Annotated in this window: 20 protein-coding genes and 1 pseudogene; 17 read left to right on the top strand and 4 right to left on the bottom strand. The window is 63.8% G+C overall.

The genetic code is table 11. The features are described from left to right. The first annotated feature begins 7 nt into the window (after nucleotides 1-7). Nucleotides 8-610 carry a 3-isopropylmalate dehydratase small subunit gene (gene leuD, locus KY499_RS00115; protein WP_123255619.1) on the top strand — a complete coding sequence of 201 codons (603 nt, stop codon included), beginning with the start codon at nucleotides 8-10 and terminating at the stop codon, nucleotides 608-610. A gap of 274 nt (nucleotides 611-884) precedes the next feature. Here the strand turns inward: leuD and KY499_RS00120 are convergent. After that, nucleotides 885-2,367, bottom strand: a pseudogene (locus KY499_RS00120) (DUF222 domain-containing protein). Between the two features lie 376 nt (nucleotides 2,368-2,743). Here KY499_RS00120 and murA point away from each other — a divergent pair. The 4 genes from murA to KY499_RS00140 are packed head-to-tail and all read left to right on the top strand — an operon-like array spanning nucleotide 2,744 to nucleotide 7,098. Then, a complete protein-coding gene (murA, locus tag KY499_RS00125; RefSeq protein ID WP_123255617.1) occupies nucleotides 2,744-4,069 on the top strand; it encodes a UDP-N-acetylglucosamine 1-carboxyvinyltransferase in 1,326 nt (441 codons plus the stop codon). Between the two features lie 10 nt (nucleotides 4,070-4,079). Next, complete coding sequence (locus KY499_RS00130; protein WP_219885982.1) at nucleotides 4,080-4,886, top strand: 1-acyl-sn-glycerol-3-phosphate acyltransferase; 807 nt, start codon at nucleotides 4,080-4,082, stop codon at nucleotides 4,884-4,886. After that, nucleotides 4,883-5,935 carry an NAD(P)H-dependent glycerol-3-phosphate dehydrogenase gene (locus KY499_RS00135; protein WP_123255615.1) on the top strand — a complete coding sequence of 351 codons (1,053 nt, stop codon included), beginning with the start codon at nucleotides 4,883-4,885 and terminating at the stop codon, nucleotides 5,933-5,935. The genes KY499_RS00130 and KY499_RS00135 overlap by 4 nt, the downstream gene beginning before the upstream one ends. Nucleotides 5,936-5,952: 17 nt before the next feature. Further along, the gene (locus tag KY499_RS00140; RefSeq protein ID WP_123255631.1) at nucleotides 5,953-7,098 is read left to right on the top strand and encodes a D-alanine--D-alanine ligase family protein; all 1,146 of its coding nucleotides are present in this window, start codon (nucleotides 5,953-5,955) and stop codon (nucleotides 7,096-7,098) included. A 21-nt stretch (nucleotides 7,099-7,119) separates the two neighbouring features. On the opposite strand, the gene KY499_RS00145 is transcribed toward KY499_RS00140, so the two are convergent. Continuing rightward, the gene (locus KY499_RS00145; RefSeq protein WP_123255614.1) at nucleotides 7,120-7,623 is read right to left on the bottom strand and encodes a DUF3515 family protein; all 504 of its coding nucleotides are present in this window, start codon (nucleotides 7,621-7,623) and stop codon (nucleotides 7,120-7,122) included. Nucleotides 7,624-7,845: 222 nt separating this feature from the next. Here KY499_RS00145 and KY499_RS00150 point away from each other — a divergent pair, with 222 nt between their 5' ends. The 8 genes from KY499_RS00150 to wecC are packed head-to-tail and all read left to right on the top strand — an operon-like array spanning nucleotide 7,846 to nucleotide 16,521. Further along, complete coding sequence (locus KY499_RS00150) at nucleotides 7,846-8,349, top strand: hypothetical protein (RefSeq protein WP_219885983.1); 504 nt, start codon at nucleotides 7,846-7,848, stop codon at nucleotides 8,347-8,349. Further along, complete coding sequence (locus KY499_RS00155) at nucleotides 8,349-8,510, top strand: hypothetical protein (RefSeq protein WP_219885984.1); 162 nt, start codon at nucleotides 8,349-8,351, stop codon at nucleotides 8,508-8,510. Before KY499_RS00150 ends, KY499_RS00155 begins: the two co-directional genes overlap by 1 nt. Nucleotides 8,511-8,515: 5 nt before the next feature. Continuing rightward, nucleotides 8,516-9,769 carry a glycosyltransferase family 4 protein gene (locus KY499_RS00160; protein ID WP_219885985.1) on the top strand — a complete coding sequence of 418 codons (1,254 nt, stop codon included), beginning with the start codon at nucleotides 8,516-8,518 and terminating at the stop codon, nucleotides 9,767-9,769. Between the two features lie 4 nt (nucleotides 9,770-9,773). Then, on the top strand, nucleotides 9,774-11,522 hold the full coding sequence (locus KY499_RS00165; protein WP_219885986.1) for a glycosyltransferase: 1,749 nt from the start codon (nucleotides 9,774-9,776) through the stop codon (nucleotides 11,520-11,522). After that, on the top strand, nucleotides 11,523-12,401 hold the full coding sequence (locus KY499_RS00170) for an ABC transporter permease (protein WP_123255610.1): 879 nt from the start codon (nucleotides 11,523-11,525) through the stop codon (nucleotides 12,399-12,401). After that, nucleotides 12,388-13,275 carry an ABC transporter ATP-binding protein gene (locus KY499_RS00175; RefSeq protein WP_219885987.1) on the top strand — a complete coding sequence of 296 codons (888 nt, stop codon included), beginning with the start codon at nucleotides 12,388-12,390 and terminating at the stop codon, nucleotides 13,273-13,275. The genes KY499_RS00170 and KY499_RS00175 overlap by 14 nt, the downstream gene beginning before the upstream one ends. A gap of 4 nt (nucleotides 13,276-13,279) precedes the next feature. Further along, entirely contained in the window at nucleotides 13,280-15,202 is a 1,923-nt protein-coding gene (locus KY499_RS00180) for a glycosyltransferase (RefSeq protein ID WP_258190868.1), read from the top strand. An 8-nt stretch (nucleotides 15,203-15,210) separates the two neighbouring features. After that, nucleotides 15,211-16,521 (top strand): UDP-N-acetyl-D-mannosamine dehydrogenase, encoded by a 1,311-nt coding sequence (gene wecC / locus KY499_RS00185; protein ID WP_219885988.1) that lies wholly within the window; start codon nucleotides 15,211-15,213, stop codon nucleotides 16,519-16,521. A gap of 169 nt (nucleotides 16,522-16,690) precedes the next feature. On the opposite strand, the gene KY499_RS00190 is transcribed toward wecC, so the two are convergent. Continuing rightward, nucleotides 16,691-17,125, bottom strand: coding sequence for a hypothetical protein (locus KY499_RS00190; protein ID WP_219885989.1), 435 nt, complete (start codon nucleotides 17,123-17,125; stop codon nucleotides 16,691-16,693). 239 nt (nucleotides 17,126-17,364) lie between these two features. Here KY499_RS00190 and KY499_RS00195 point away from each other — a divergent pair, with 239 nt between their 5' ends. Genes KY499_RS00195 through KY499_RS00210 form a run of 4 tightly spaced genes read left to right on the top strand, consistent with a single transcriptional unit; the run spans nucleotide 17,365 to nucleotide 23,936 of the window. Next, entirely contained in the window at nucleotides 17,365-19,227 is a 1,863-nt protein-coding gene (locus KY499_RS00195; protein WP_219885990.1) for a glycosyltransferase family 2 protein, read from the top strand. Between the two features lie 50 nt (nucleotides 19,228-19,277). Further along, complete coding sequence (locus KY499_RS00200; RefSeq protein WP_219885991.1) at nucleotides 19,278-21,503, top strand: glycosyltransferase family 2 protein; 2,226 nt, start codon at nucleotides 19,278-19,280, stop codon at nucleotides 21,501-21,503. A 13-nt stretch (nucleotides 21,504-21,516) separates the two neighbouring features. Then, entirely contained in the window at nucleotides 21,517-22,485 is a 969-nt protein-coding gene (locus tag KY499_RS00205; protein ID WP_123255604.1) for a hypothetical protein, read from the top strand. Next, nucleotides 22,482-23,936 carry a hypothetical protein gene (locus tag KY499_RS00210; protein WP_219885992.1) on the top strand — a complete coding sequence of 485 codons (1,455 nt, stop codon included), beginning with the start codon at nucleotides 22,482-22,484 and terminating at the stop codon, nucleotides 23,934-23,936. Before KY499_RS00205 ends, KY499_RS00210 begins: the two co-directional genes overlap by 4 nt. Before the next feature lie 88 nt (nucleotides 23,937-24,024). On the opposite strand, the gene KY499_RS00215 is transcribed toward KY499_RS00210, so the two are convergent. Beyond that, nucleotides 24,025-24,894, bottom strand: a complete 870-nt coding sequence (locus tag KY499_RS00215) for a glycosyl hydrolase (RefSeq protein WP_219885993.1) — start codon at nucleotides 24,892-24,894, stop codon at nucleotides 24,025-24,027. Nucleotides 24,895-24,901: the final 7 nt, after the last annotated feature.

The raw sequence follows: 24,901 nt of genomic DNA on the forward strand, positions 1-24,901 counted from the left end.
ATCCGCCATGGAAAAGTTCACCACCCACACCGGAATCGGCGTTCCGCTGCGTCAGAGCAACGTCGACACCGACCAGATCATCCCCGCCGTCTACCTCAAGCGGATCACGCGCACCGGCTTCGAGGACGCACTCTTCGCTGCCTGGCGGAAGGACCCGTCCTTCATCCTGAACACGGAGCCGTTCAGCTCCGGTTCAGTGCTGGTGGCCGGCCCTGACTTCGGCACCGGGTCCTCCCGTGAACACGCCGTCTGGGCGCTGAAGGACTACGGCTTCAAAACAGTCCTGTCCTCACGCTTCGCGGATATTTTCCGCGGCAACTCCGGCAAGCAGGGACTGCTCGCCGCCGAACTGGCCCAGGACGACATCGAACTCGTCTGGAAAGAGCTCGAGAATAACCCCGGCATCGAGGTCACCGTGGATCTGGTCTCCAAGACTGTCCAGTGCGGGACCATCGTGGCGCCGTTCCAGATTGACGACTACACCCGCTGGCGTTTGCTCGAGGGCCTGGACGACATTGGTCTGACCCTTCAGCATGAGACAGATATCACGGCGTTTGAGGCCACCCGCCCCGGGTTTATGCCCAAGACGCTGCCCGCCAAACTGTCCTAAGAAAACCTGTCGTCTTGATGACGGCGCCGCCTCCGAAAGCGAGTTTCGGAGGCGGCGCCGTTTCGCGTTAACGGTGCGCCTCGACTGGCGCGGCCCGGGTGGAGGCTTGCCGGACTGGCCGGGATGGCCGGGCTTGCCGGACTGGCCGGGATTGCCGGGCTTGCCGGACTGGTCGGGATTGCCGGGCTTGCCGGACTGGTCGGGATTGCCGGGCATGGCTCGTCTTGCCTGCCTGGGTCGCCCGGCTGGACCGATGCTGGCCGGGGCCTGGAAATCAGGCTGCCATTGCCGCTGTGCCACGGGCACGCTTGAGGGCTTTGGCGCGATGCCTGAGTGCGCGGCGGTGGTGGCGTGACTGTGCGTCGTTGGCGGACGGCGCCGTGGCGTCCGCTGCGGCTCCGTTGTGGGGTGGTCCGCTGTGCGGTGAGTGGTTCAGGGGCGTGCCGGGGAGGGGCGGGGCGGTGGAATGGTAGGTGCGGCCGGTGGGGGTGGTGACTTCGATGCTGTGCCGCGGTCCCGATACTGGGTGCGATCTCCAGCCAGGGATTTCTTTGGTGTGATTGCAGGCTTCGCAGAGGCCGGCGCCGTTGCCAGCGGTGGTGCCGCCGTTCTGGTGCCAGGGGATGATGTGGTCCAGGTGCCGGATGGGAGCGTCGCAGTAGGGCGTGCGGCAGGTATCGTCGCGGGTCCGGATGAAGCGGCGGAGCCCGCCCGGGAAGAGCCGGGCACGGGAGTCCATCGCCACCAGGTCGCCGGTAGCTGGTGCGGTGTAGAGACGGCGCAGCCAGGTGCGGAAGGCCGGTGAGGGTACCTCGTCGCGGCCGGCGGAGGTTTGTCCCGGGGTGCTGCCGGTCCCGGCGGTGGTAAGGAGTTCCCGTGCCCGTTCGGCGGGGATGATGCCGTAGCAGGGGATCCGGGCGGGTTCGGCGTCGGCCTGGAGGAGGGCCCGGTCGGTCATGATCAGCTGGAGTTCGATCCCGGCAAACCCGCCGGGGGTGCCGGTGATCCGTTCCACGAGGGTATCGGCCATGGCCTGGCCGCCGGTGCGGGAATCCCCTCCGGCGCGGACGGTATCGGCGGCCCGGGCCAGTGCGGTGTGGACACCGACGCCCTGGGCGACCGGGAGCAGGGCGGTCAAATACGTCATGGTGTCCGGGGCCGGGCGGAGGCTGACGTGTCGGTCGGCGGCGGCGTGGCGGGCACGCTGCGTAACGGAGCGCGGGTCGGCGCGGTAGGCGGCGGCGCGTGCAGCGGCGGTGATGGACCGGTCACCGGCGCCGTCGAAGGTCCCGGCGTCCGCGGCGAGCTCTTCATCCACCGCGGGCCCGGTCCGCTGCGGAAAGGCACGCGGTTTCCTTCACGATCAGAGTCGCCCGCCATTCGCTGAATTGCCCCGACTCGAGCGCGGCGAAGGTGTGGGGCATCTCGGTGATGAGGGCTTTGGCCAGGCCCAGAAGCCGTCCGCCGCGGGCCGGGGATTCGCGCCGGGCCAAGGCGATCTGCGCCCCAGCCCCGGTCCCAAGCCGGTCCGCCGGGAGCCCGGCGTCGGCCTGCTCGCGGCGCTGCAGGGCATCGAAGGCGACCGCGATCCGAGCCTGCAGTGCGGCCGCAGCGGACTTGAGATCCTCAAGGTCCCTTAGCTGGCCGATTATTCCGGCACTGTCAACTGCTGGCCGGACGGCACCGAGGAATCGGGCCACTTCCGTGACCCTCCAATTTCCTTGATCCACCGCTGTGGCAGCGCCCTTGCCGTCCATAAATAAAGTCTCCCAGGGGCCACTGACATTTAAAGCCTGTGGCATGAGGCACGCTGGTACCGCGTTGTCAGTCGACCCGACCCGCGGCGTGTCAGTCGACCCGCGGCGCCGGTGCAGCCGTGATCGAACGCTTGACCTGCTAAGACCAAGGTGCCCCCGACAATATTGACCGGCCGTACGGATCGGACGGTTCTGCGCCCGAGAAGGGCGGACTTCGAGATTCTAGCCTCCCTTTTCGGCGCTCACGGAGCATCTCAGGGGCCGGGCGGCAGGCCGGGCCAGATCCGGGCTATTTCGGATCGGTAACGCTTGCTCCTATGCTTAGCAGGGGCCTTTGTAAGGGTTTGGGGGCTAGTAGTCGTGAGGAAACCGATATATGAGTAGTGTTCTGACAATCCGCGGAGGCGTCCCGCTGACCGGCCGTGTCACCGTTCGCGGGGCCAAAAATTTGGTCCCGAAGGCGATGGTGGCTGCGCTGCTGGGCAACGAGCCGTCAGTGTTGCGCAACGTTCCCGAAATCAAGGACGTTGAGGTTGTCACAAGCCTGCTCCAGCTCCATGGCGTCACGGTCGATAAAGACCCGGTCACGGGAGACCTGACCCTCGATCCCAAGGGTGCGAAGACCGCCTCCAGCACCGCGATCGATGCCCACGCGGGCGATTCGCGCATCCCGATCCTGCTCTGCGGGCCGCTGATCCACGCCATCGGCGAAGCCTTCATCCCGGACCTTGGCGGCTGCAAGATCGGCGACCGCCCCATTGATTACCACCTCAACGTCCTGCGCCAGTTCGGCGCCGTGGTGGAAAAACGACCCGGCGGAATCCACATCTCCGCCCCCCACGGGCTCAAGGGCGCAAAAATCGCGTTGCCGTACCCGTCTGTGGGCGCCACGGAGCAGGTTCTGCTCAGCGCCACGCGGGCCGAAGGCATCACCGAACTTTCCGGCGCGGCCACGGAGCCTGAGATCGTGGATCTCATCGCCGTGCTGCAGAAGATGGGCGCGATCATCAGCGTCCAGACGGACCGGACCATCAGAATTGAAGGCGTCCGGGATCTGGGCGGCTACAACCACCGCGCACTCTCTGACCGTAACGAATCCGCCTCCTGGGCGTCGGCGGCACTGGTGACCCGTGGCGATATTTTTGTCGAAGGCGCCACGCAGCGCGACATGATGACGTTCCTGAACACCTACCGCAAGGTTGGCGGGGGAATGGACATTGGCGACGACGGCATCCGCTTCTACCACCATGGCGGCAAGCTCAACCCACTCGTCCTCGAAACGGATGTGCACCCGGGCTTTATGACGGACTGGCAGCAGCCGCTGATTGTAGCCCTGACCCAGGCCGAGGGGGTGTCGATTGTGCACGAGACCGTCTACGAGAACCGCTTCGGGTTCACCGACGCGCTGATAAGGATGGGCGCCAACATCCAGGTCCACCGTGAATGCCTCGGTAGTGTCCCGTGCCGCTTCGGCCAGCGCAACTTCCTGCATTCAGCCGTGATTTCGGGGCCGTCGCAGCTCAAGGGTACCGACATCGATGTGCCGGATCTGCGCGGCGGCTTCAGCCACCTCATTGCCGCCCTGGCAGCTACCGGAACCTCGCGTGTGACCGGAATCGACATCATCAACCGCGGCTACGAGCGTTTTACCGAGAAGCTAGCCGGCCTCGGTGCCGACTTCGACATCACCACAGCCAAGTAAGCAGCGCCCAGTGAAAGAATCGGCCACGAGCCACACTACTTTCGTCATCGTTGCCGCCATTGTCCGGCCAGTCTTGAATTTGCTGATGAACAAGAAGTGGGAGGGGCTCGAGAAGCTCCCGGCCGGTGGCTTTATTGCCGTGCCCAACCACTGCACCGAGATCGATCCGCTGGTGGTAGCCCACATGCTCTATAACCAGAAGAGGATGCCACACTTCCTGGCCAAGGCGGGCCTCTTCAAGGTTCCCGTGCTCCGCGCTGTCCTGCGCAATACGAAGCAGATCCCGGTGGAGCGTTCGTCGGCAGGGGCCAACCGCTCCCTGCAACTCGCCAAGGAAGTCGTGGATGAGGGTGGCGCCATCATCATTTATCCGGAGGGAACGCTAACCCGCGATCCGGACCTGTGGCCGATGCGCGGACACACCGGAGCTGCAAGGATGGCTCTGGAGAGCGGCATCCCACTTGTGCCCATGGCCCATTGGGGCGCCCATGAGGTCTTTCCCCGCTATGCCAAGCGCTTCCACATTTTCCCGCGGAAGACATCCCGTCTGGTTGTGGGGGAACCCGTGGACCTTAGCGCCTTCGCCGGCCGGACCTTAGACAAGGCGACGCTCACCGAGGCGACCAACGTGATCATGGAGGCCATCACAGGCCTCCTCGCGGGATTGCGCGGCGAAGAGCCGCCGGCCCAGCGTTGGGACCCGTCAGCGCACAACCAATCCACACACGGCCGCTTCGGTGAGCGCGGCGGTGCATCCGAAGGCAAGACCGCCCGCAAGAGCGGTCCAGACAACATCATTGGGGACAGTACGGAATGACCGTCAATCTTGAACGGGGGGAATCGGCCGCCACAGTCGCCGTCCTCGGCGCAGGCTCGTGGGGGACGACGTTTGCGAAGATCGTCGCCGACGCGGCCGCCGCCTCCGACGTCGACCGCCAGATCCTGTTGTGGGGCCGGCGCCCGGAAGTCGTGGAACAGATCAATACGCTGCACCGCAACCGGCAGTACCTCAAGGACATCGCCCTGCCGGAGAGCATCAGGGCATCGACCGACGTCGCGGAGGTGCTCGGCGACGCCGAACTCATCATCCTGGCCGTTCCGGCGCAGACCCTGCGGCTCCAGCTGCGCGAATGGAAGCACCTCGTTCGGCCCGGCGCATTTGTGGTGTCCCTCATGAAGGGCCTCGAACTGCACACCGACTCCCGCATGAGTGAAGTGATCTGCGAAGAGCTGGGAATTCCTGCCAGCCAGGTGGCTGTGGTCTCCGGACCCAACCTGGCCATGGAGATCGCCCGGGAAGAGCCCACGGCATCCGTGGTGGCGTGCCCGGATAAGGAAGCGGCGGCCTGGATCGCGCGCAGCTGCACGGCACCGTACTTCCGGCCGTACACCACCACTGATGTGACGGGCGTTGAAATTGGCGGGATCGTCAAGAACATCATTGCTTTGGCTGTCGGGATCTGCGAAGGCAAGCAGATGGGGGACAACACGAAGGCCTCGGTCATCACGCGGGGCCTCGCGGAAACTTCACGGCTGAGTTTGGCACTGGGCGGCGACGCCCGGACGATGGCCGGACTGGCCGGGCTGGGCGATCTCGTGGCGACGTGCTCCTCGCCGCTGTCCCGGAACCACACCGCGGGACGGCTGCTGGGCAAGGGCCTGACCCTCGATGAGGTCACCGCCGAAATGAACCAGACGGCCGAAGGCATCAAGTCGAGCCAGGCTGTCCACGAACTCGCCGGGAAACTCGGCGTCGAAATGCCTATTACGGCGGCCGTGGTGGCCGTGCTGGACGGAAAACTGTCCGTCGACCAACTGGGTCCGTTGCTGCTGTCACGGGATCTGAAATCTGAAGGCGATTACTGAGAGTGGCTGAAAACACCATGCCGACAAATACGACCGAAAAAGGCCGGTCCGGCCAGTCCAAACCACGGGTGGCTGTGCTGTTCGGCGGACGCTCCAGCGAACACGCGGTCAGCTGCGTTACGGCGGCCGGCGTGCTCGGCGCGATCGACCAGGACAAATACGAGGTCATTCCCATCGGGATCGCCAAGACCGGACAATGGGTGCTGGCCTCCGGCGACACGGCGCAGTGGTCGCTGTCTGCGTCGTCGCTGCCCGAAGTGGCGCCCTCTGCGCAGACCGTAACGCTGGCCGAAATCGGCGGAGAACACCAACTGATCGTCGCCTCCACGGACGAGGTCCCGAAGGAACTCGGTACCGTCGACGTCGTCTTCCCGCTGCTGCACGGGCCCTTCGGCGAGGACGGGACCATCCAGGGCCTGCTGGAACTCTCCGACACGCGCTACGTAGGGGCCGGCGTACTGGCATCCGCCGTCGGCATGGACAAGCACTTCATGAAAGTGGTCTTCGAATCGGCGGGCCTTCACGTGGGGCCCTACATCGCCGTGACGGACCGGCAGTGGCGCAATGACCCGGAGCTCGTCCGCAAACGGGTGGACCAGCTCGGCTTCCCGGTGTTCGTTAAGCCGTCCCGCGCCGGTTCGTCGATGGGTATCTCCAAAGTTGACGCCATGGAGCACCTTGACGCCGCGATTGAGGCGGCACGCGAGCACGATCCCAAGCTGGTCATTGAAGCCGGAATAGTCGGACGGGAGATTGAATGCGCCGTGCTGGAAGGCCGCGGAACCGATGCGCCGCGGACATCCATGCCGGGGGAGATTTCGGTTGCCGGCGGCGGACACGAATTCTACGACTTCAACGCCAAATACGTGGAGGATGGCGCCGCAGCGCTGAGCTGCCCGGCGGACATCCCCGAGGAAGCGATCATCCGGGTCCGTGATCTGGCGGCCATCGCGTTCGACGCCGTTGGCGCCGAAGGCCTGAGCCGGGTGGATTTCTTCTACACGCCCGACGGCGAACTGATCATCAACGAAATCAACACCATGCCAGGTTTTACTCCCAAGAGCATGTACCCGCAGATGTGGGCTGCCTCAGGCCTGGGCTACGCGGAACTGATTGATGAGCTCATTTCGCTGGCGCTGAACCGCAAGACAGGCCTGCGGTAGGAGCGGCTGCCCGCCGGACTGCTACTTGCTGGTCGGGAGGCCGGCGAGGTCCTGCTGGCCCACGCAATTCCGTGTCGGCGGGATCTTCCGGGCGGACGGGGCAAGATCTGCCAGCACCGTGGCCGAGCTGATTTTGTTCGGGTCCATCAGGATCTCCGTGGCTGGTTCGCGGCCATAGGTGGTGAGTGTCCAGACCGGGTCACCTTCCTTGATCACCCAATCAACATCATTGACGCTCACGCAGCGGTCCGTCGTGGGTCCCGGTACGTTGACGCCGCAACGCAGGATCACCAGTGACGGATCACCCCAGGCCGCCGTTGCCTGGGCATTGGTCTTGCGAAGTTTTGCGTCCCCAATGGCGTCGGGCAGCGCCACCATCATGGGTGCACAGGCGGCGTTCGCCGCGTCCTGCGCCGGAGTGACATCCACCACAGGAGAACACGCGCTCAAGGCCGTAGCGGTGGCTGCGGCAATGGCGGCGCACGTCAGCAGGCGGGCGGTCAGGCGGGGGCGGAGAAGCTGCATAATTCCAGCCTATCCCGGTCTGCGCGGCACTCCGGCGTCATAGCCCGCACGCCCAAAAAGGGTCCGGCAACAACCAGTTTGTTCAGCCCAAGGCTTGGCGTCGAGGCGGCTTCGAGTAGACTGGGGCGAACGTGGAGCGCTGGGCTCTGCCAACAAAGACCTGAGTGCTGGCCTGGACCGCACAATTCTGATCTATTTCTCGCACCTGGGGGAGGACTGTCGATGATGTCGCGCAGCCAAAAACTGAAGACAGCCCGTGCCGGGCTTGGAGGACTCCTCCTGGCGCTCTCGGTCGCGGGTACGGCCTCGGCCGCCCACGCCGACAGTTCCATTCTTGGGCTGCCATTCACAACCGTGGTGGATCCCGCTCCGGCAACAACAACGCCGCCGGTGATAATTCCGGCACCGGCACCAACGACAGCACCGGCCCCGAGCCCTGATCCCGTTCCGACGACGCCCGCAGAGCCTGCCCCGCCCGCGGAGCCCGCGCCGCCGGTAGAGACTGCCCCGCCTGTGATCGCCCCCGCGCCTCCGGTTGTTGTGGCGCCGCCGGCTCCGGCTCCTGAAATCCCGGCCGTTGTGGTCCCGCCCGTGGCCCCGCCCGTCGTGGAACCCCCGCCCGTCGAACCGGCCGCAGAAGTGACCCCAACGCCGTCCCCCACGCCCACGCCCGCGAAGTCCACGGCTCCTGCCGCCATTGCGACCCCGGCCAAGGGCCCCCCCTGATGGTAAAGGCCGAAGTGCAGGCCGCAGTGGCCGTCGCCACCGGCAGTCCGTTGGCGGTCCAGGTCTTCACCGCAATGTTCCTGATCGGGCTCGGGGTAGCCTACTTCCGCTTCCTGGGCTCCAAGAAACCCAACGGCACACCCCGGACCGGCAAATCCTGAAAGCCATGCAGGATGAAACAATCGTTGAGCCCGTACCCGGTCAGCCGGCCGGTCGCGGGCTGCAAATAACACTCATTACGCACTCCTACTGGCCTGAGCAAAGCCCTCCCCAGCGGCGCTGGACCGCCATGATCAAGGAATTCTCGCACGCAGGATGGGGCGTCGACGTGATTACGCCCGTCGCGCACTATCCGTTCGGACGCCGGGCACTTCCGCGCTGGATGGCCGGCAGGCCATTCCACTTGCGGAACGGCCAGTTCACCGAAAAGATCCTCCACGTCCCGTATCTGCGGCACGGCAATTCCCGTGTCGCACGCCTGCTGGATCAGTGCTATTCAGCAGCGCTCTCAGTGCCAGCCGGAATGATGGTCCGCAAGCCCGACGTCGTCATCGTCACCGCGCCCGGGCTGCCATCCCTCATGGCCGGGTATGTATTAGCGAAACTCCGCCGCGTACCGCTCATTGTGGAAATGCGCGATGCCTGGCCCGATCTGGCCCGGGACGCACGCCTAGTCCAGGGTAGCGTCAAGAGCATCGCGGAACACGTCGTGGACTTCGTACAGCACCGGGCCAACCTCGTTGTCACCGTGACGGAGGGTTTTGCTGCGACCCTGCGCTCCCGCGGCGTCCGCAACGTCGCCACGGTCAGCAACGGTGTGGCCTTGGACGCCATCCCGGTGCTTGATGCGCCCGAACCGGAGCGGGACCATTTCGAAGCCCTGTACCTGGGAAACCACGGGGAGAGCCAGCGGCTGGACGTCGCCATCCGTGCCAGCGCCCTGGTGGGGGACTCCATGCACCTGCACCTGGTGGGCCACGGCACCCAGCGGCCCGCACTGGAGAAACTGGCGCGCCAGCTCAAGGCGCCCGTGACCTTCCACGCGCCGCTGACCGGCGACGCGATGATGGAGCGCTACGCTTCGGCCGATACTTGCCTGGTGTCGCTGCGCGATGACTGGAAGTCCTTTGAAACCACCGTTCCGTCAAAAACCTACGAGGTCCTGGCGATCGGGCGGCACGTGACAGCGATCGTGCGCGGCGAAGCGGCGCGGATTGTGGAAGATGCCGAAGCCGGCGACATCGTGGCCAGCGACCCGGAGGCCCTGGCGGCCCTGTGGCGGGACCTCGCCGCGGACCGGGGCCGTCTCATCCGGAACGGCGACAGTCGCCAGTGGGTCAAGACCCACGCCGAATTTTCGCAGCTCGCAGGTGATTACATGGAGCTCATTACCGGTCTCCTGACGGAATCGCGTTCGTAGCCCCATGGTGCAGCTTTTGAAAAACGCCCGGCTGGCTGCGGGCGTCGTTAGTCATCACCTGATCGACGATCCGGTGGTCCTGTTCCTGCAACTTTCCCGCAGGCTGCCCGCAGCGGTGCTCCCACTCGCCAAACGGTTCTGCCGCTGGGCACCGAAGGATTCCATCTCCGCCGCCGTACTCTTCGCCGCCCTCGCCGCCGGGGACGAGGCCGACGTCGAACGCCGGCTGAATCTCGCGGCAGACGCCCGCATTGGCGTCGAACAGGCACGCCGCCTGGCGGACATCGCCCTCGCAGCCCACCTGCCCTCGCTCGCTGACCGCTTCCTGGCCCGGGCCGGGGGTGCGCGGCGCTTCAGGCCGGCGCGCGCGCGCCGCCTCTGGTACGCCGGCGCCGTCAGTGAGGCCGTGGCGGTCCTGACAGGGCCGCACGCAGGACAAAACGCAGGGGAGGCCCGGCAGCGGGCGCGGCTCGCTGCCGAAGTAGCAATCCTCACGGACGCGTCACCGGTGCTGGCTCCCCGCGCCTACGCTCCCGTCCCGGGCCGGATCCTGCACCTGCTGACGAACTCTCTGCCGCACACGGCCAGCGGCTACGCCCAGCGAACGCACTCCACCCTGCTGGCGCAACAGGAGGCAGGCTGGGAGGTGCTCGCCGTCACCCGGCTGGGCTACCCGGTCCAGGTCGGCAAAATCTTCGCCCAGGCAGCGGACACGGTCGACGGAGTGAGGTACCACCGCCTGCTGCCGGCCAGCCTTGCACCGACCATCGATGCCCGGTTGCAGCAGCAGACCGAAGAACTACTGGCCGTCGCCCTCAAGTTCCGGCCCAGTGTGCTGCAGACCACAACCCACTACGTCAACGGCCTGGTGATCCGGGCCGTGGCCGAGGCACTTGGCGTTCCGTGGGTCTACGAGGTCCGCGGGCAGTTGGCCGACACCTGGGCGGCCTCGCGAGGGCCCGAGGCCCGGGACAGCGAACGGTACCGGAGCTTCAACCTGCGTGAAGCCGAAGTCATGGGCACGGCGGATCTTGTCCTGACCTTGGGGGATGCCATGAAAACCAACATCGTAGCAGCCGGCATTCCGGAACATAAGGTCATTATCGCCCCCAACGCCGTGGGTGGGGATTTCCTCGAGGCACCCCGTGACACGGCCCAAGCCCGGCGTGAGCTTGGCCTCGACGAGGGCGGCCAGATGATCGGTACCGTCAGCAGCTTGGTACCCTATGAAGGGATCGAAGACCTGATTACAGCGTTTGGGCTGCTGGCACCTGACTTCCCCAAACTCCGTCTGCTGATAGTTGGTGACGGATCAGCCAAGCCGTCACTACAGACTTTGGCGCAGCGCAGCGGCTATCCGGAACGCATCAGCTTTCCCGGCCGCGTGCCGCGCAGCCTGGCAGTCCGGTACCATCAAGCGCTCGATGTATTTGTTGTGCCGCGTAAGGATTTGGAGGTGACGCGCTCGGTGACACCGCTGAAACCGGTAGAGGCCATGGCGTGTTCCCGCCCGGTCGTAGCCAGCGACCTGCCGGCCCTGGCCGAGATTGTGAAGGACGGCGTGACGGGACTCCTTGCTCAGCCCGGCGATCCGGCGTCGTTCGCGGCAGCGCTCAGGACAATACTGACCGCTCCCGGGTCGGCAGCGGCCATGGGGGCCGCTGGCCGGGAACGCGTACTGCGGGAGCGGACGTGGGCCGCCAATGCAGCCGCGCTGGCCGAGGAACTAAAGAAGCTGGGAGTATCCATCTAGATGAGCGTCGAAGAACAAACCAAGGCGCCCGCCGTATCCGTGCCGGTGGACCTTGTCCACCTGACCCGGATTGGGCAACGGCCTGGCCTCGCCGATTACCTGGTCCAGCTCTGGGACCGCCGAAGCTTTATCCTTTTTGATGCGCAGGCAAGAGTCCAGGGCGGCAACGAAAAAAACTTTCTGGGCAGCGCCTGGCTGGTGCTGACCCCCATCCTCACCGGGTTGAGTTTCTATCTCGTCTTCGGCCTGCTGCTTAACACCAGCAAGGGCATCGAGAACTTCCTCGGTTACCTGGTGATCGGCGTCTTCACCTTTCAGATGACCACCAGGTCCATTCTCGACGGGGCCAAATCACTCACTGGCAACACCTCCATGATCCGGGCCTTTCAGTTCCCGCGGGCAGCGCTGCCGATCGCGATTAATGTCCGCGAGTTCCTGGCAAATATCCCTGTGGTCCTCGTGATGCTCCTTCTGATTATTTTTATTGCTCCGGCAGAGGAGATCAGTTGGCGGTGGCTGCTGATCCTGCCTGCGCTTGGTCTGCAGTTTTTGTTTAACCTGGGGATCGGTATGTTGCTGGCCCGTCCGCTGCTGAAGATTCCCGACGTCGGTATGCTGCTGTCCTTTTTCATGCGTCTCTGGATGTATACCTCGGCGGTGTTCTTCGCCGAAACCAAGTTCGACAGCGTCCCCATCATCAAACACATCATGGACGTGAACCCCTTGTTCCTGATTATCAAAATCATCCGCGACTCGGTCCTGTACGCGGCCACGCCGTCGTGGCGGTCCTGGGCGATTGTTTCCTTGTGGGCACTGGGCTCGCTGATCGTTGGCCTGATTGTGTTCTGGCGCGGGGAGGAATCCTATGGACGCGCCTGAGATGTCCTCGGCTCTGCATCAGCCGACCGTGGTGGTGGACGACATCTCCGTCGTCTACCGGACCAAGAACCAGCCTGCAGGCCGGACCAACACCCGGAAAACACTCTGGCAGGCCCTGGGCCGGGGTGCCGGTGCCGACAGTGCCGTGCGGACTACCGCCCTGCGAAACGTGTCCTTCGTCGCCAACAAAGGCGATTCGATCGGAGTCATTGGCCGCAACGGATCCGGCAAGAGCACCTTGATGAAGGTCCTGGCCGGCCTGATCATTCCCGACACCGGTAGCGTCTACGCCTCCAGCAACCCGATCCTGCTCGGGGTTAATGCCGCTCTCATCACGTCCATGTCCGGGGCACAGAACATCCGGCTTGGATGCCTGGCCATGGGCATGAGCCACAGCGAAATCGACGCGAAGTATGACGCCATCGTGGAAATGTCGGGACTCGAACACGAGATCTATCACCCGATGAACTCCTACTCATCCGGGATGGGCGCACGGCTTCGCTTTGCGATTGCCGCGGCCGTAGACCCCGAAATCCTTCTGGTTGATGAGGCGCTGAATACCGGTGACGCCCAGTTCAAGGAGCGCTCGAAGATGCGCATGCAGCAAGTCACGCAGCAGGCCGGAACGGTCTTCATCGTCAGCCACAGCCTCAGCACCATCACCTCCACCTGCAACCGGGCCATCTGGATCGACAAAGGCGACTTTGTGATGGACGGGACACCGGACGACGTTGCCAAGGAATACCGGAACTTCATCTGGCGGATCAACGAGGGCAATGCGGACTACGGCCGTCAAATCCGCGCCGAATTGATGGCGAGCCTGCCGGAAATCCGCACCACGCTGTTGCCCAACGGCTGGAAGCGCGCCCGGTAACCAGATGACAATTCAGGACAGGATCGCGTACTGGCGCCGTGCCTTGTGGCATATCCGGAACGGCGGGATGGCACAGGCGAAGGGCTATCTGCACCGCAGCGGCACCGAACGGGACGAGGCCAGCCTTGCCGGAGTCCGCGGCGCCGAAGGGGCCTGGCGCGGCTTTGGCCGGGGACGTCACCTCGTCTTCCGCGAGGCTTCCACTCCCGGCCCGGCGGCCACAGCCCCGCAGCTGCGGGTTGGCATCATCATGGACGATTTCTCGGCCCTGGCGTTCTCCTGCGAATGGTCCGTAGTAGCGCTCCGGCCCGACAGCTGGGAACAGCAACTCCGCGACGAGAAGCTGTCTTTTGTTGCCATCGAATCTGCCTGGGCCGGCAACAACGGCCTCTGGCGGGGAAAAATCACCGGCCCAGCCGGACCGTCTGCCGTCTTCCGCGACCTGATCCAGGCCTGCCGTACCGCGGGCCTCCCCACGGTCTTCTGGAACAAAGAAGATCCGCCCCACTACGACGACTTCCTCCCGGCCGCCAAACTGTGCGACCACGTCTTCACCACGGACGAGAACATGCTGCCGCGCTACCGGACGGACCTGGGCCACAACCGCGTCTCCGTCCTGCCGTTCGCGGCGCAACCGAAAATCCACAACCCCGTCCGGCCCCGGCACGGCTGGCATGCCCGGGAAATCGCCTTTGCCGGAATGTACTTCGCGCACAAGTATGAAGACCGGCGCCGGCAGATGGACTACCTCCTGGGCGCGGCGGCTGACGTCTCAGAGGGCAAACGCTCAGGGTTTGAAATTTTCTCCCGCCAACTCGGCAAGGAACCCCAGTACCAGTTCCCGGGAATCCTCGCACGGCACGTCGTCGGCTCGCTGTCCTACAAGCAGATGCTGACGGCTTACAAGGCCTACAAGGTTTTCCTCAACGTCAACTCCGTCACGGATTCACCGTCCATGTGCGCGCGCAGGATTTTCGAGATCACGGCCGCCGGCACCTGTGTAGTCTCCTCGCCGAGCACGGCCATCACCACCTTCTTCCCCGGCAACGAAATTCCCACGGCAGAAACGAAAGAGCAGGCAGCGTCCCTGTTGAAAGCTCTGCTGGCGAATCAGGATTACGCGTCCCGGCTGGTCCACAAGGCACAGCGAAGCATCTGGACAGAGCACACCTACCGCCACCGTGCAGCGTCCATGGTCGCCGTTGCCCGCCCGGACCTGATCCTGCCCGCGGAGCTGCCGCGCGTCTCTGTCCTCGTCTCCAGCTTCCGGCCGCAGCAGGTGGATCACGTCATCGCCGGTGTGGCCGCCCAGGAAGGCGTGGATGTCCAGTTGGTCTATTTGGCGCACGGCTTCGACTTGGACGGGGCCGGTTTCCGCCGGAAATGCCTCGCCGCCGGGCTTGCCGACGTCGTGGTTCTGCAGGAACCGCAGGAAACGACGCTGGGGGACTGCCTCAACGCCCTGGTAGCGCAGGCGGACGGAACATACTCCACGAAGTGGGACGACGACGACCTCTACAGCCGTCACTATTTGGCCGATCAGGCCCACTCCATGATGTACTCGGAGGCGGACGTGGTCGGAAAACGCGCCCACTACATGCATCTGGCGGGCCCGGGAGCCACCATCCTGAGGAACCCGCAACTGGAACACCGCTTTGTGGAAGCAGTCTCCGGCCCGACGATTTTTGCCGCCACCGAAACCTTCCGCCGTTTTCCGTTCCAGCAGCTGCAGCGCGGCGAGGACTCGCGCTTCCTCAGCGACGTGATAGCGGCGGGGGCGCGGATCTACTCGTCCGACAGGTTCAACTACTGCCAGATGCGCGGCGAAAACGTCGCCGGGCACACCTGGTCGATCAGTCATGAAGAGCTGCTTGCTTCTTCCAAAATTCAGTTCTTCGGGTCACCCGAAGACCACATTGCAGTTTAAGGGGAGTCATGGACGAGACGGTTTTTGACGTAGCGGTCATTGGACTCGGCTACATTGGCCTGCCGACGGCGGCCAGCTTCGCTGCCAAGGGCAAACGGGTTGCCGGCGTTGACGTCAAGCAGGCGACGGTCGACGCCGTCAACCGGGGCGAAGTGCCGTTCGTGGAGCCGGACATGGGTGTGGTGGTCTCCGGCGCCGTGAGCCTCGGAAACCTGGTCGCCATGACGACGGTCCCGGCCGCGGATGCCTTCATTATTGCCGTTCCCACTCCCCTCGCCGAGGGCAACGGTGCCGATCTCTCCTACCTGCTCAGCGCCGCCCGTGCCGTGGCTCCCGTGCTCCGCGGCGGGGAACTTGTGATCCTGGAATCGACCTCCCCGCCCGGCACCACCCAGCGACTGGGCGCCTACCTTATGGAGCTCCGGCCGGACCTGTCCCTCGAGGCCGTGCCGGGACGGAACCAGGTGCACGTGGTGCACTCACCCGAGCGCGTCCTGCCGGGCCGCATCATGATTGAAATGGTCACGAATGACCGTGTGATCGGTGGCCTGACCGAAGAGGGGGCGCTGTTGGCAAAGCGGCTCTACGAAGTCATCTGCCAGGGTGAAATCCTTCTCACGGACGCCACGACGGCCGAAATGACCAAACTGGTCGAAAACACCTTCCGTGACGTCAACATCGCCTTTGCCAACGAACTGTCCATGATTTGCGACAAACTCGGCATCGATGTGTGGAAGCTGATCGAACTGGCGAACCACCACCCGCGCGTGAACGTCCTGCGGCCCGGCCCCGGCGTCGGTGGACACTGCATCGCCGTCGACCCATGGTTCATTGTTGACGCCGTGCCGGAGCTTGCCACCCTGACCCGTACGGCCCGCGAAGTAAATGACGCCAAACCCCACCACGTGGTCGCGCAGACAGTCGCGGCCCTGGAAGCGCGCCCGGGTGCGAGCATCGCAGTATTGGGCCTTGCTTTCAAGGCCAACATCGACGACGTCCGCGAGTCACCTTCGGTCACTGTCGTGGAAGAACTCCTCCGCCAGATTCCCGACGCCCGGCTCCTGCTCGTGGACCCGAACGTGGAGGAAGTTCCCGCGCCGCTGGCCGCACTCGGCATTTCACGGCTTCACCCGCTGGACGAGGCACTGGCCGGGTCCGATCTGGTGCTGCTGCTCGTTGACCATGACGAATTCCTCAGCCCGGACCCGCGGGCATTGGCCGGGAAGACGATCATCGACACGCGCGGCATCTGGACGCAGCCCAAGCAGGAGGAATCCGCCAGGGGGCTGGCCACAGTAGGGGCGACCGCCAGTGCTTAGCAGTGACCACAGCGGAGGTATCGCCATCGAGGAGGAGCTCCGGCTCGCCGGGGTGGTCCTCAAACCGCTCCACACGCCGCGGCAGGCGACGCCGTTGGTCCATATTCTCATCCGGGCCGGAAAAGCCACGGATCTTGAGGTGGCCGGCACCATTGCCTCCCTGTTTCGGTCATCGTGCCAGGACTTCGCGGTGGACGTGGTCCAGGCAGATCACAGCCGCCGGACCAAGCTGGAAGAGTGGCTGGCCACGGACACCCGCTTCACCTTCGTCCAGGCCGGTCACAAGCGGCCGGGGAATGGCGCCTATACGTTGGTGCTGAACGCCGGAACGGCCCTCGGCGTGCATTCGCTGGAGGCTATGATCGACAGCCTGGTGGAGACGCAGGCGACTGTCCTGCGTGCCCTGGTGGACGGCCAAAGCGGCGGGATCGAACTCTGGCGGACGGTAGACCTTACCGCCCATGCGGAGGCCGGCACCGATCCGGAGAAGGCTGCCCGCCGCGCCGGCGGAGAACGCTGGATCGCCGGAAACGCCGTGGGACTGCACGAATTCCGGCGCCCCAAACCCAAAGTGCATCTGCGCAAGGGCGTTGCGGGCGCCCACGACCTGACCATCGTGGTTCGGGACCTGCGGGACCGCTCCACCCGGTCCGACTATGAGCAGCAGATCCGCGCGCTGGAGTCACGGCTGCATAAGTCCGAATCCGAGCGGCGCCGGCTGGAACAAGGGCTCAAGCCCAATCGGGGGCCTGGCTCGCGCCCAAGCGATCATCCGCCGCGGCCCCGCCTACATCCTGGTTCGGCTGAAGGCCCGTGCCGGGCGGATTCAGGGGAGCTAGCGCCATGCCGATCCCTTCCGTCGTCGTCGGCTCGGCAGGACGTTCCATGGCCAAGTTGGCCTTGGATCTTGGGCTTGACTACGCCCCGACAGACTGGCAGCGCCGCGATCCTGGCCTCACTTCGGACTGGCAGCATACTGTCCCTGCGGACCAGTTGTGGTGGGGCAGCTACGTCGTTGACGCGGAGTCGTTGGTCGAAGCACGGAAGCTGCTTCCCCTGTTCCGCAGCGAGGGCAGAACGCAACGTTTCGTCCTTGTCATCAGGGGATTCTTCCCCGCTGCAGGTTTTTCCGTCTGGACTCCCCGCAGTCTTCAGGCCAAGGCCGAGACTTCCGCCATGACAGTTCCGGGGCTCGGGTTCGCCGTGGCGGTTGACGGCGGAAATTGGGTGAACGTCCATGCTGCGGCAGTTGCGGCTCTGGCCTGCTGCTCAGTCGCTGCGCCGCGGCCGGTACTGGGCGGACTGCGGGTCGGCATCACGGACGCCGCCGACACGGCGTGGCTCGGCGGCGATGCTCTGGGCAGTTTTATGACTGCGCAGCTCCTGGATCCCGAGCCGGATGATATCTATTCCGTCGATGTGGTGGTTGGCAGCGCGCAGCCCGCTAAACACCTACGGGCCGAGCCGGGGCGCGTAACGCCGCCTGTCTGGACCCCAACGGGCACTCTACTGCCTCCCGTTGATACGGCAGTTATCTCACCGATGGGGTTTCTGCCCTACCCGAACCAGCCAGCGCGGACTCTCGAACCACACGATCTCGGCGGGGGAGAGCTGACCGAAGCCGACCTGGCCGCATTGCGGCCGCACAGTTACCTGGAAGTCGACGGCGATCGCTTTGACGGCATGGATTGGGCGTTGGCACGGCACTTGTCCCAGCTTGCTGTGGCCGGCGTGCCCATGCTGACCCGTGCTCTGTCGGCTCCGGCGTGTTCGCTGCTCGGGGAGCACCTGCTCGAACGAATCCAGGCGTTCGATGCCGCCGACCCCTGCGTTCTGCGCGAGTCGAAGTCAATCGAGCTTCGCCGGGCCGCGCTGGATCTTTACAGCCCGCGCGCCGTCTGGAACACCGTGCTGGGTCAGCTTGGCAAGCCTCTCATTCCCTTGCCGTCCGTCAGCGTGGTGCTCGCCACCCGCCGGCCTGACAAGCTGGCCTCAGCCTTGGTTCAGCTGGCACGCCAGAGCTGGGATGCCGTGGAAGTGGTAGTGGTGCTGCACGGTTTCGACGCCGACCTGCCCGAGGTACGGCGCGCCGTCGAAGGCTATCCCGGCGAACTGCAAGTGCGCTCCGCTCCCGCCAGCATGGTTTTCGGCGACGTGTTGAATCTCGGCGTCGGTGCCGCCAGCGGTGATCTCGTCTGCAAGATGGACGACGACGACTGGTACGGCGAACACCATCTTCGGGACCTCGTCCACGCGAAAGATTTCAGTGGAGCCACCTTGGTGGGGGCACAGGTTGAATTCGTCTACCTGGAAAGCCTGGACATCACCACACGCCGTCCTCCGGTGGGCGAGCGGTATGCGGACCATGTGGCGGGCGGGACCATGATGCTGGGCCGGGACGACCTGCGCCACCTTGGTGGCTGGCGGCCGGTTCACCGCGCCGTTGACCGTTGCCTCCTGCAGGCCGTTCAAGCGGCCGGCGGGCTTATCTACCGCTCGCATGGCCAGAATTACCTGATGCACCGGCACTCCGGTACGGATTCGCATGGCGGCCACACGTGGAATCCGGAAGACAGCGTATTCCTGCAAAGTATTGCCGAACAGTGGGACGGATTCAGGCCGCCGCCACAGCTCGGCGTGGGGAAGGCGGCCAAAGGTGCCCGAGCCCAAGCCTTCCGCAGCCATTTTTCGGATTTCTCCCACTAGCAGTCACTTCTAAGCCAATTATCAACTCGATGCCACCCCGGGGGAATATCTTGAACGTCAAACAGCTCATGCGCAGAGCCAGGAAGCTCGCCCTGAGGAAGAAGGCCGCGGCGGCGGGGCTGGCTGTTCTGTTCTTCACGGTTCTCGCGGGCGCCTACTTCCGCTCTGTATTCATCCTCGTCCCGGCTCTGCTCCTGATGCTTGTGGCCCTGCTGGCGGGACTGGCGAAGATGGACACGGCGCTAAGGCAGGCTCGACGAGCGGCAAAAGTGTCGGTTCCGGTATTGGTCCCCGCCTCGCAGCGGACTGCAGCCGAGAGCGTGGGACCTGCCCATTGGTGGGGCACTCAATCAAACATCACGCCCGCCAAACTGTCTCAGCGACTGACGAAATTTCGCTCCTTTGACGGCCGGGACGTGCTTGCCCGAAGCGTGACGTCGGGTCGCTGGGACTGGCAACATATGCAATATGCCCTCGAGCTGTTCCGGATCGGGGGCCTGGCACAGGACTCGATCCTCGACGTCCTCGACTCGACTGCCAAGAGCAGGCTCCTCCTTCTGGCGGACGTCTGCTACCGGCAAAACCTCCGCCAAGACGACATCCTTAACGCCGCCACGATTTATCAGTATGTCTATGGCGAGCTGGGTCCGAAACACTTCCAGGGCAAACGCCGGGGTGAGTTCTTCCTCGACGCCCTGGCACAGACGGGACGCGGTGAGCAGACCCTGGAACTCGAGGGCCTCTGCGACACGGATTCCAAGAATCCCAACGATCTCCATCTCTACAGGGCCAACGCAAAAAATCCTTTCCGCCACTCGTCCCGCACGGTAGACGAATGGATGTCGGAGATCAATGCCATGTATGAGGCCGCTGGCCTTGCGCCGATTCGGCTCAAAGACGGCGCTGAACCGGCCTTCCTCCGGCTGTCCACGGATCGCGTACCGGCTGTGACGGAAGGACCGCTGGTAACGATCGTGATGCCAGTCTTCCGCCCTGACGCATTTACCGATCTCGCGATCGAGTCGGCGCTTGCTCAGAGCTACCGGAATATCGAGGTCATCATCGTCGACGACGGTTCCGGGGACGCTTTTGCGAACCGGCTTGAGAAGTGGGAACTTGCCGACCCGCGCGTGAAAGTGGTGCGCAACACGCCAAACTCGGGAGCATACACCTCCCGTAATATCGGATATTCAATGGCCGCCGGCGAATTCATCACCATCTTCGACGGGGACGACTGGCAACACCCCCAAAAAATCGAAATGCTGGTGGCAGTGGCCGTTCGGCAGGAAGACCGCAGGCTGGTCTCGGCACCGTGGTCACGCGTTGGCGAAGACCTGATGTTCCATTACCGAGGCTGGAGGGGAGCCTATGTAACTCCCTCCCACGTCTCAGCGATGTTTCCTGTCAGAGTCATCAAGGACCGGTTGGGCTACTGGGACCCCGTTCGAAAAGCGGCAGACACCGAGTTCATTCTTAGGTACCAGCTCCTGGTGAACAGCAAGGAAGTCCTGGAAGCCACCCCAGCACCCCTCACGCTTTCACTGGTGGGCTCCACCAACCTGTCCATGGACGACTTCCGGTTGGGCTACCGCTCACCCGATCGGGTGGCCTACCGGGCCGCCTACGAACACTGGCACCGCCAGATCCGCCACGGCCACCACAGTGGCTACTTGGACCTTCTGCCCAGCCGGCGTGCCTTTCCTGCGCCCGCCAGGTTCCTGCCGGCCCGGCCAGAGCGAGTTGAACTCGACGAGCTCTTCGTCGGCGATTTCGGCGCCCCCAGGGAGAGCGCACCGGCGATGTGGCGGGACATCGACGAAGCTCGATCGGCGGGACGCCGACTCGGAATGATGCATATTCCCAGCATCCTAAACACCATCTCGTTTGACGCATCTTTCAGCGAAGAAATGTTAGACGAGTTCGCTGAGCAACAGCTCACCCGGGTGGAACTGACGGACGAGCTCCATTCCCGAATCGTCAACATCTACGACCCCACAAGCTTCCAGTTCACGCGCGAATTACAGTGCGGACACACAGCGGACACTATAATGGTTCGAGCTTTCGAGCCTCCCTTCAACCCGCACACTGGAGTACACTCATATGCCGTCACGACCGTCGCCCGCAACCTTGGCACGATCTTTGGCGGAGTTGTTCAGTGGACCTCGGAGGATCCTGACGTGGCCGCCGTCCTGGAACGGAGCATTGGCAACCCGGCTCAGGTGGAGGGTTCGGACAGCGAAGTTCCGGAGTTCCTGGCGACTGTCGGCCAAGGCTAGGGAGGCGCCGGCCGTGGATCCCGGCCTCGGCACGACGGCGGCGCAAGCCTTCCCGATCGACTGGAACCATATCGATGAATGGGATTCGGACAACGGCGTCGCAAAGCTCACTGCGCCGGCCGGGGCATCAGTCACTTCACTTCCGGCCCAGGATACTTACGTCGTCTTTGAGTCAGCCCTTCGCGATGGACTGCCACTCAGGATGCTCTTTGAGCCGGCGAACAGTGACACACTGGTGATTTCACTGCACGGGGCAATGAACCGTGCTCGGTTCACGGTGCCCCGGTTCGAATGGCGCCGCACGCTTAACCGTCTCGACTCGGCCAGGCTCTACCTCTCTGACAGTACCCTCGAGATCAACGGCTCCCTGGAAATCGGCTGGTATATCGGCACTGAAGGCCAAGATCTCATTGCCGAATACGCGGCTGTCGTCAACCAGATCATTGCTGCCGGTGGCTACTCAAGGGTGGTCTGCATCGGCAGCAGCGCAGGCGGATATGGCGCACTTGCCCTGTCCCGCCGAATCCCCAACTCCGTGGCCGTAGCGTTCTCGCCCCAGACCACCATTGGCGGCTATCACCTGGCTCATCGAAAGGCGTTAGCATCAGCCGCCTTTCCGCGGCACAAATCCTATGAGCAGGTCGAGGAAAATTTCGGAACCAGAGTCAATTTGCGCAAGCTTTACCAAGAGATGCGCCCGGTCAATTTTGTGCACTTTGTTCAAAACACTGGTGACCAGTTCCATTTTGAGGCCCATTATGTGCCGTTCGCCTTAGCGAATGGTGTCAACCCGGACAAGGGCGGCTACGACCCGCGACGGAGAGTAAATTTTGTGGCTGAGCGCTACGAAAACGAGCATGCACCTCCCGCGCGGGGGTACTTCCTTGCTCATATCCAACAGGCGCACTTGAACTTCTATGGCCGGGAGCTCCCTCTCAGGCCCTCCGATCCAGTACGTGAAGCAGAACTAGGACCACGATGACATTATTGCCCTGCCTTCCCGCAAACGCGGAGCTGAAACGCCTGTTGTATAGGAACGGCTTCGTCGTGTCTAAGTCCCCGGCTGAAACTCCTTCGCTGGCCGGCTGGAAGACCGTGCCACTGGGCGATTTGTATCTGACGCTGCATCCGGAGACCCGGTTTGTCACGGCCATCGCGGACGGGCGGCATCTCGCGCTGGTGGGGCAGGCTTTTGACCCGGAATATGGGATCTATCAGGAGGGCGTTGTCCTGGCAGCCCTCCTGGATGCCGTAGCCAACGACGAAGATTTTTACGCCGTTCTCGACCGGCTGGCGGGCAGGTTCGCGCTGATTGTCCAGATGGACGGCAGGACCGAGATTTATCAGGACGCGATGGGATCCAGATCCGTTTTTTACTCCACAGCCGGGGCGCCCATTGCAGCGTCACACGCCGAGATCGTGGCTGACTTAATCGGCGCGCGCTTCGCGGACTATTTCGTGCCATTTCTTACCTCGCGAAATTATCAGCAGCGGGATGTGAAGTACCTGCCAGGCGTCGCGACCCCCTACGACCACGTGGTTCAGCTGACGCCCAACACCAAGCTGATCATGCCGCACCAAACGGTCGAGCGCTTCTGGCCCCGGGAAGACATCGGAATGGAGACGACCAATGAGGAAGCAACTGCAGCCTTAGTGGCGCACCTGCATGGTCTTCGCTGGTACTTGGCGATCAACGGACGGCGCCCGGTGCTGGGTTTGACGGCAGGCACGGACAGCAGGGGCGTCTTTGCCGCCACGAAGGACAGCAACCCGGTCATCTTCACCTACGTACGCAGCGAAGCGGCCAATACGACAAGCTCGCCGGACGCCCGTAGGGCGTCGGAAATCGCTGGAGCCTATGGGTTGGAAGCGCAGGTCTGGCCCATCCACAACCGCCTCACACTCAATCAGACGGACAACGCGCTATCAGAGGCGTTCCGACGGGCCACCGCCTATTATCGAGGGCCGGGCTCGCCATGGCTCGGGCGCTTGGCGGCGACAGGGGAAAAGGTGCGGGACGGACTCTTTATCCGGGGCTTCGGCGGCGAGGTGATGCGTGGCTTCTATCAGAGCCAGGAGAAGCGGATTACCAAAGTCAACGTTCAGCAGCTTTCAAATGCCTATGACGTCAACGCCGGTTCGCGCATCACTCGGGGCTTTTTCGAGGACATGATGAGCCGGGTGTCTTTCACAGCTGACTCGCTCAAAGGTTACGACCCTAACGACATTTTCTATTGGGAGCACAGGATGGGAACCTGGGGGAGCGTGTCCATGTCTGAGGCCGATCTGGCGATGCCGTCAATGGTGGCGTACAACTCCCGCAATCTTTTCAAGACCTTTATGGCGCTGCCGCAAGCGGTGAGGGCCAGCAGATCGGCCTTCGAGGTGGCCACCCTCGAGTTGGCCCCCGCCCTGAAAGATCTCTGCTCCTAGGACGGAAAAGTCCGTTTCGAGACGCGGCGGCGTCTCGAAACGGACATGACGAACGGTAACCGGGGATACGGTGACAGCCCGCTTTGGCTTAGAGTGAGGCGTAGAGTCGGCCGGTGCTGGTCAGGGTGCCGTCCGTGTTGTACAGGGCTGAACGCCCCATCACCGGGTCGCTAATAGGCCGCGTCTTCCACGCGAATCGCTCAACGAACGGCATCTGTCGCATTCCGGCTACGGTTGCCCGCATGAAGTCGTTGGTCTGGGTCCTGCTGTAGCGGCTGGGGCGGGTTGACGTTGCCCTCCAGTCTGCTACCGCATACTCGGTCACCCACACAGGCTTGCCATACTTTTCATGCAATGCGGTGACCTTGTTCAGGAAGTCCTCGGCGTTGGGCCAGGCATAGCAATGCATGGTCACGAAATCGACGCGGAGTCCACGGTTCTTGGCCTTGGACATAAATTCCTGAAGCCACTGGCTTGAGGGATTCGCTGTCGCGGGCGATCCGAGCCTCAGCCCGGTTGCCTGAAGTTTGGGCCACAGGCTGATCGCCTGGTCTACAGTCATGTTCGCCTGGGACCGGACGTCCGGCTCATTGAACCCCAGAAGGTTCTTCGACTTGGTGAGAGGCAACTGGCTGGTGGCGTACTTGATGGCTCCCTGGTCCAGGGATTTCGCGCTCCGGATCATCGGCACGAAACCTGGCGTGGTGGTTACGGTGTATTTAGAACCCCAGGAGTAGTACCAGCTGAGATTCAGGCTCTTAATCTGCCGGAGTGCCAAAGCATCAGTACCGGCGTGGCCAACGCCCTTCAGCGCTTTGACGACCGGGAGCACCGTTGGGGACATTGCCATGCCAGGCTGTAGAAGGGCCGCCTGCGCCGGGACGGCGTTGGCCGCGAGGAGTGCGCCGGGGGCGGCCATTGCGGCGAGGGGGATCGTGAGAAACTTTCGGCGCTCCATAACGACC

Origin of the sequence: Arthrobacter sp. PAMC25284, assembly GCF_019443425.1 — a bacterium.
In the GTDB taxonomy this organism is placed as follows: domain Bacteria; phylum Actinomycetota; class Actinomycetes; order Actinomycetales; family Micrococcaceae; genus Arthrobacter; species Arthrobacter oryzae_A.

Bases quoted from the DNA above. Each gene is read 5' to 3' on its own strand.
- leuD (WP_123255619.1), top strand. From the start codon at position 8: ATGGAAAAGTTCACCACCCACACCGGAATCGGCGTTCCGCTGCGTCAG.
- murA (WP_123255617.1), top strand. From the start codon at position 2,744: ATGAGTAGTGTTCTGACAATCCGCGGAGGCGTCCCGCTGACCGGCCGT.
- KY499_RS00135 (WP_123255615.1), top strand. From the start codon at position 4,883: ATGACCGTCAATCTTGAACGGGGGGAATCGGCCGCCACAGTCGCCGTC.
- KY499_RS00140 (WP_123255631.1), top strand. From the start codon at position 5,953: ATGCCGACAAATACGACCGAAAAAGGCCGGTCCGGCCAGTCCAAACCA.
- KY499_RS00145 (WP_123255614.1), bottom strand. From the start codon at position 7,623: ATGCAGCTTCTCCGCCCCCGCCTGACCGCCCGCCTGCTGACGTGCGCC.
- KY499_RS00150 (WP_219885983.1), top strand. From the start codon at position 7,846: ATGATGTCGCGCAGCCAAAAACTGAAGACAGCCCGTGCCGGGCTTGGA.
- KY499_RS00155 (WP_219885984.1), top strand. From the start codon at position 8,349: ATGGTAAAGGCCGAAGTGCAGGCCGCAGTGGCCGTCGCCACCGGCAGT.
- KY499_RS00160 (WP_219885985.1), top strand. From the start codon at position 8,516: ATGCAGGATGAAACAATCGTTGAGCCCGTACCCGGTCAGCCGGCCGGT.
- KY499_RS00165 (WP_219885986.1), top strand. From the start codon at position 9,774: ATGGTGCAGCTTTTGAAAAACGCCCGGCTGGCTGCGGGCGTCGTTAGT.
- KY499_RS00170 (WP_123255610.1), top strand. From the start codon at position 11,523: ATGAGCGTCGAAGAACAAACCAAGGCGCCCGCCGTATCCGTGCCGGTG.
- KY499_RS00175 (WP_219885987.1), top strand. From the start codon at position 12,388: ATGGACGCGCCTGAGATGTCCTCGGCTCTGCATCAGCCGACCGTGGTG.
- KY499_RS00180 (WP_258190868.1), top strand. From the start codon at position 13,280: ATGACAATTCAGGACAGGATCGCGTACTGGCGCCGTGCCTTGTGGCAT.
- wecC (WP_219885988.1), top strand. From the start codon at position 15,211: ATGGACGAGACGGTTTTTGACGTAGCGGTCATTGGACTCGGCTACATT.
- KY499_RS00195 (WP_219885990.1), top strand. From the start codon at position 17,365: ATGCCGATCCCTTCCGTCGTCGTCGGCTCGGCAGGACGTTCCATGGCC.
- KY499_RS00210 (WP_219885992.1), top strand. From the start codon at position 22,482: ATGACATTATTGCCCTGCCTTCCCGCAAACGCGGAGCTGAAACGCCTG.
- KY499_RS00215 (WP_219885993.1), bottom strand. From the start codon at position 24,894: ATGGAGCGCCGAAAGTTTCTCACGATCCCCCTCGCCGCAATGGCCGCC.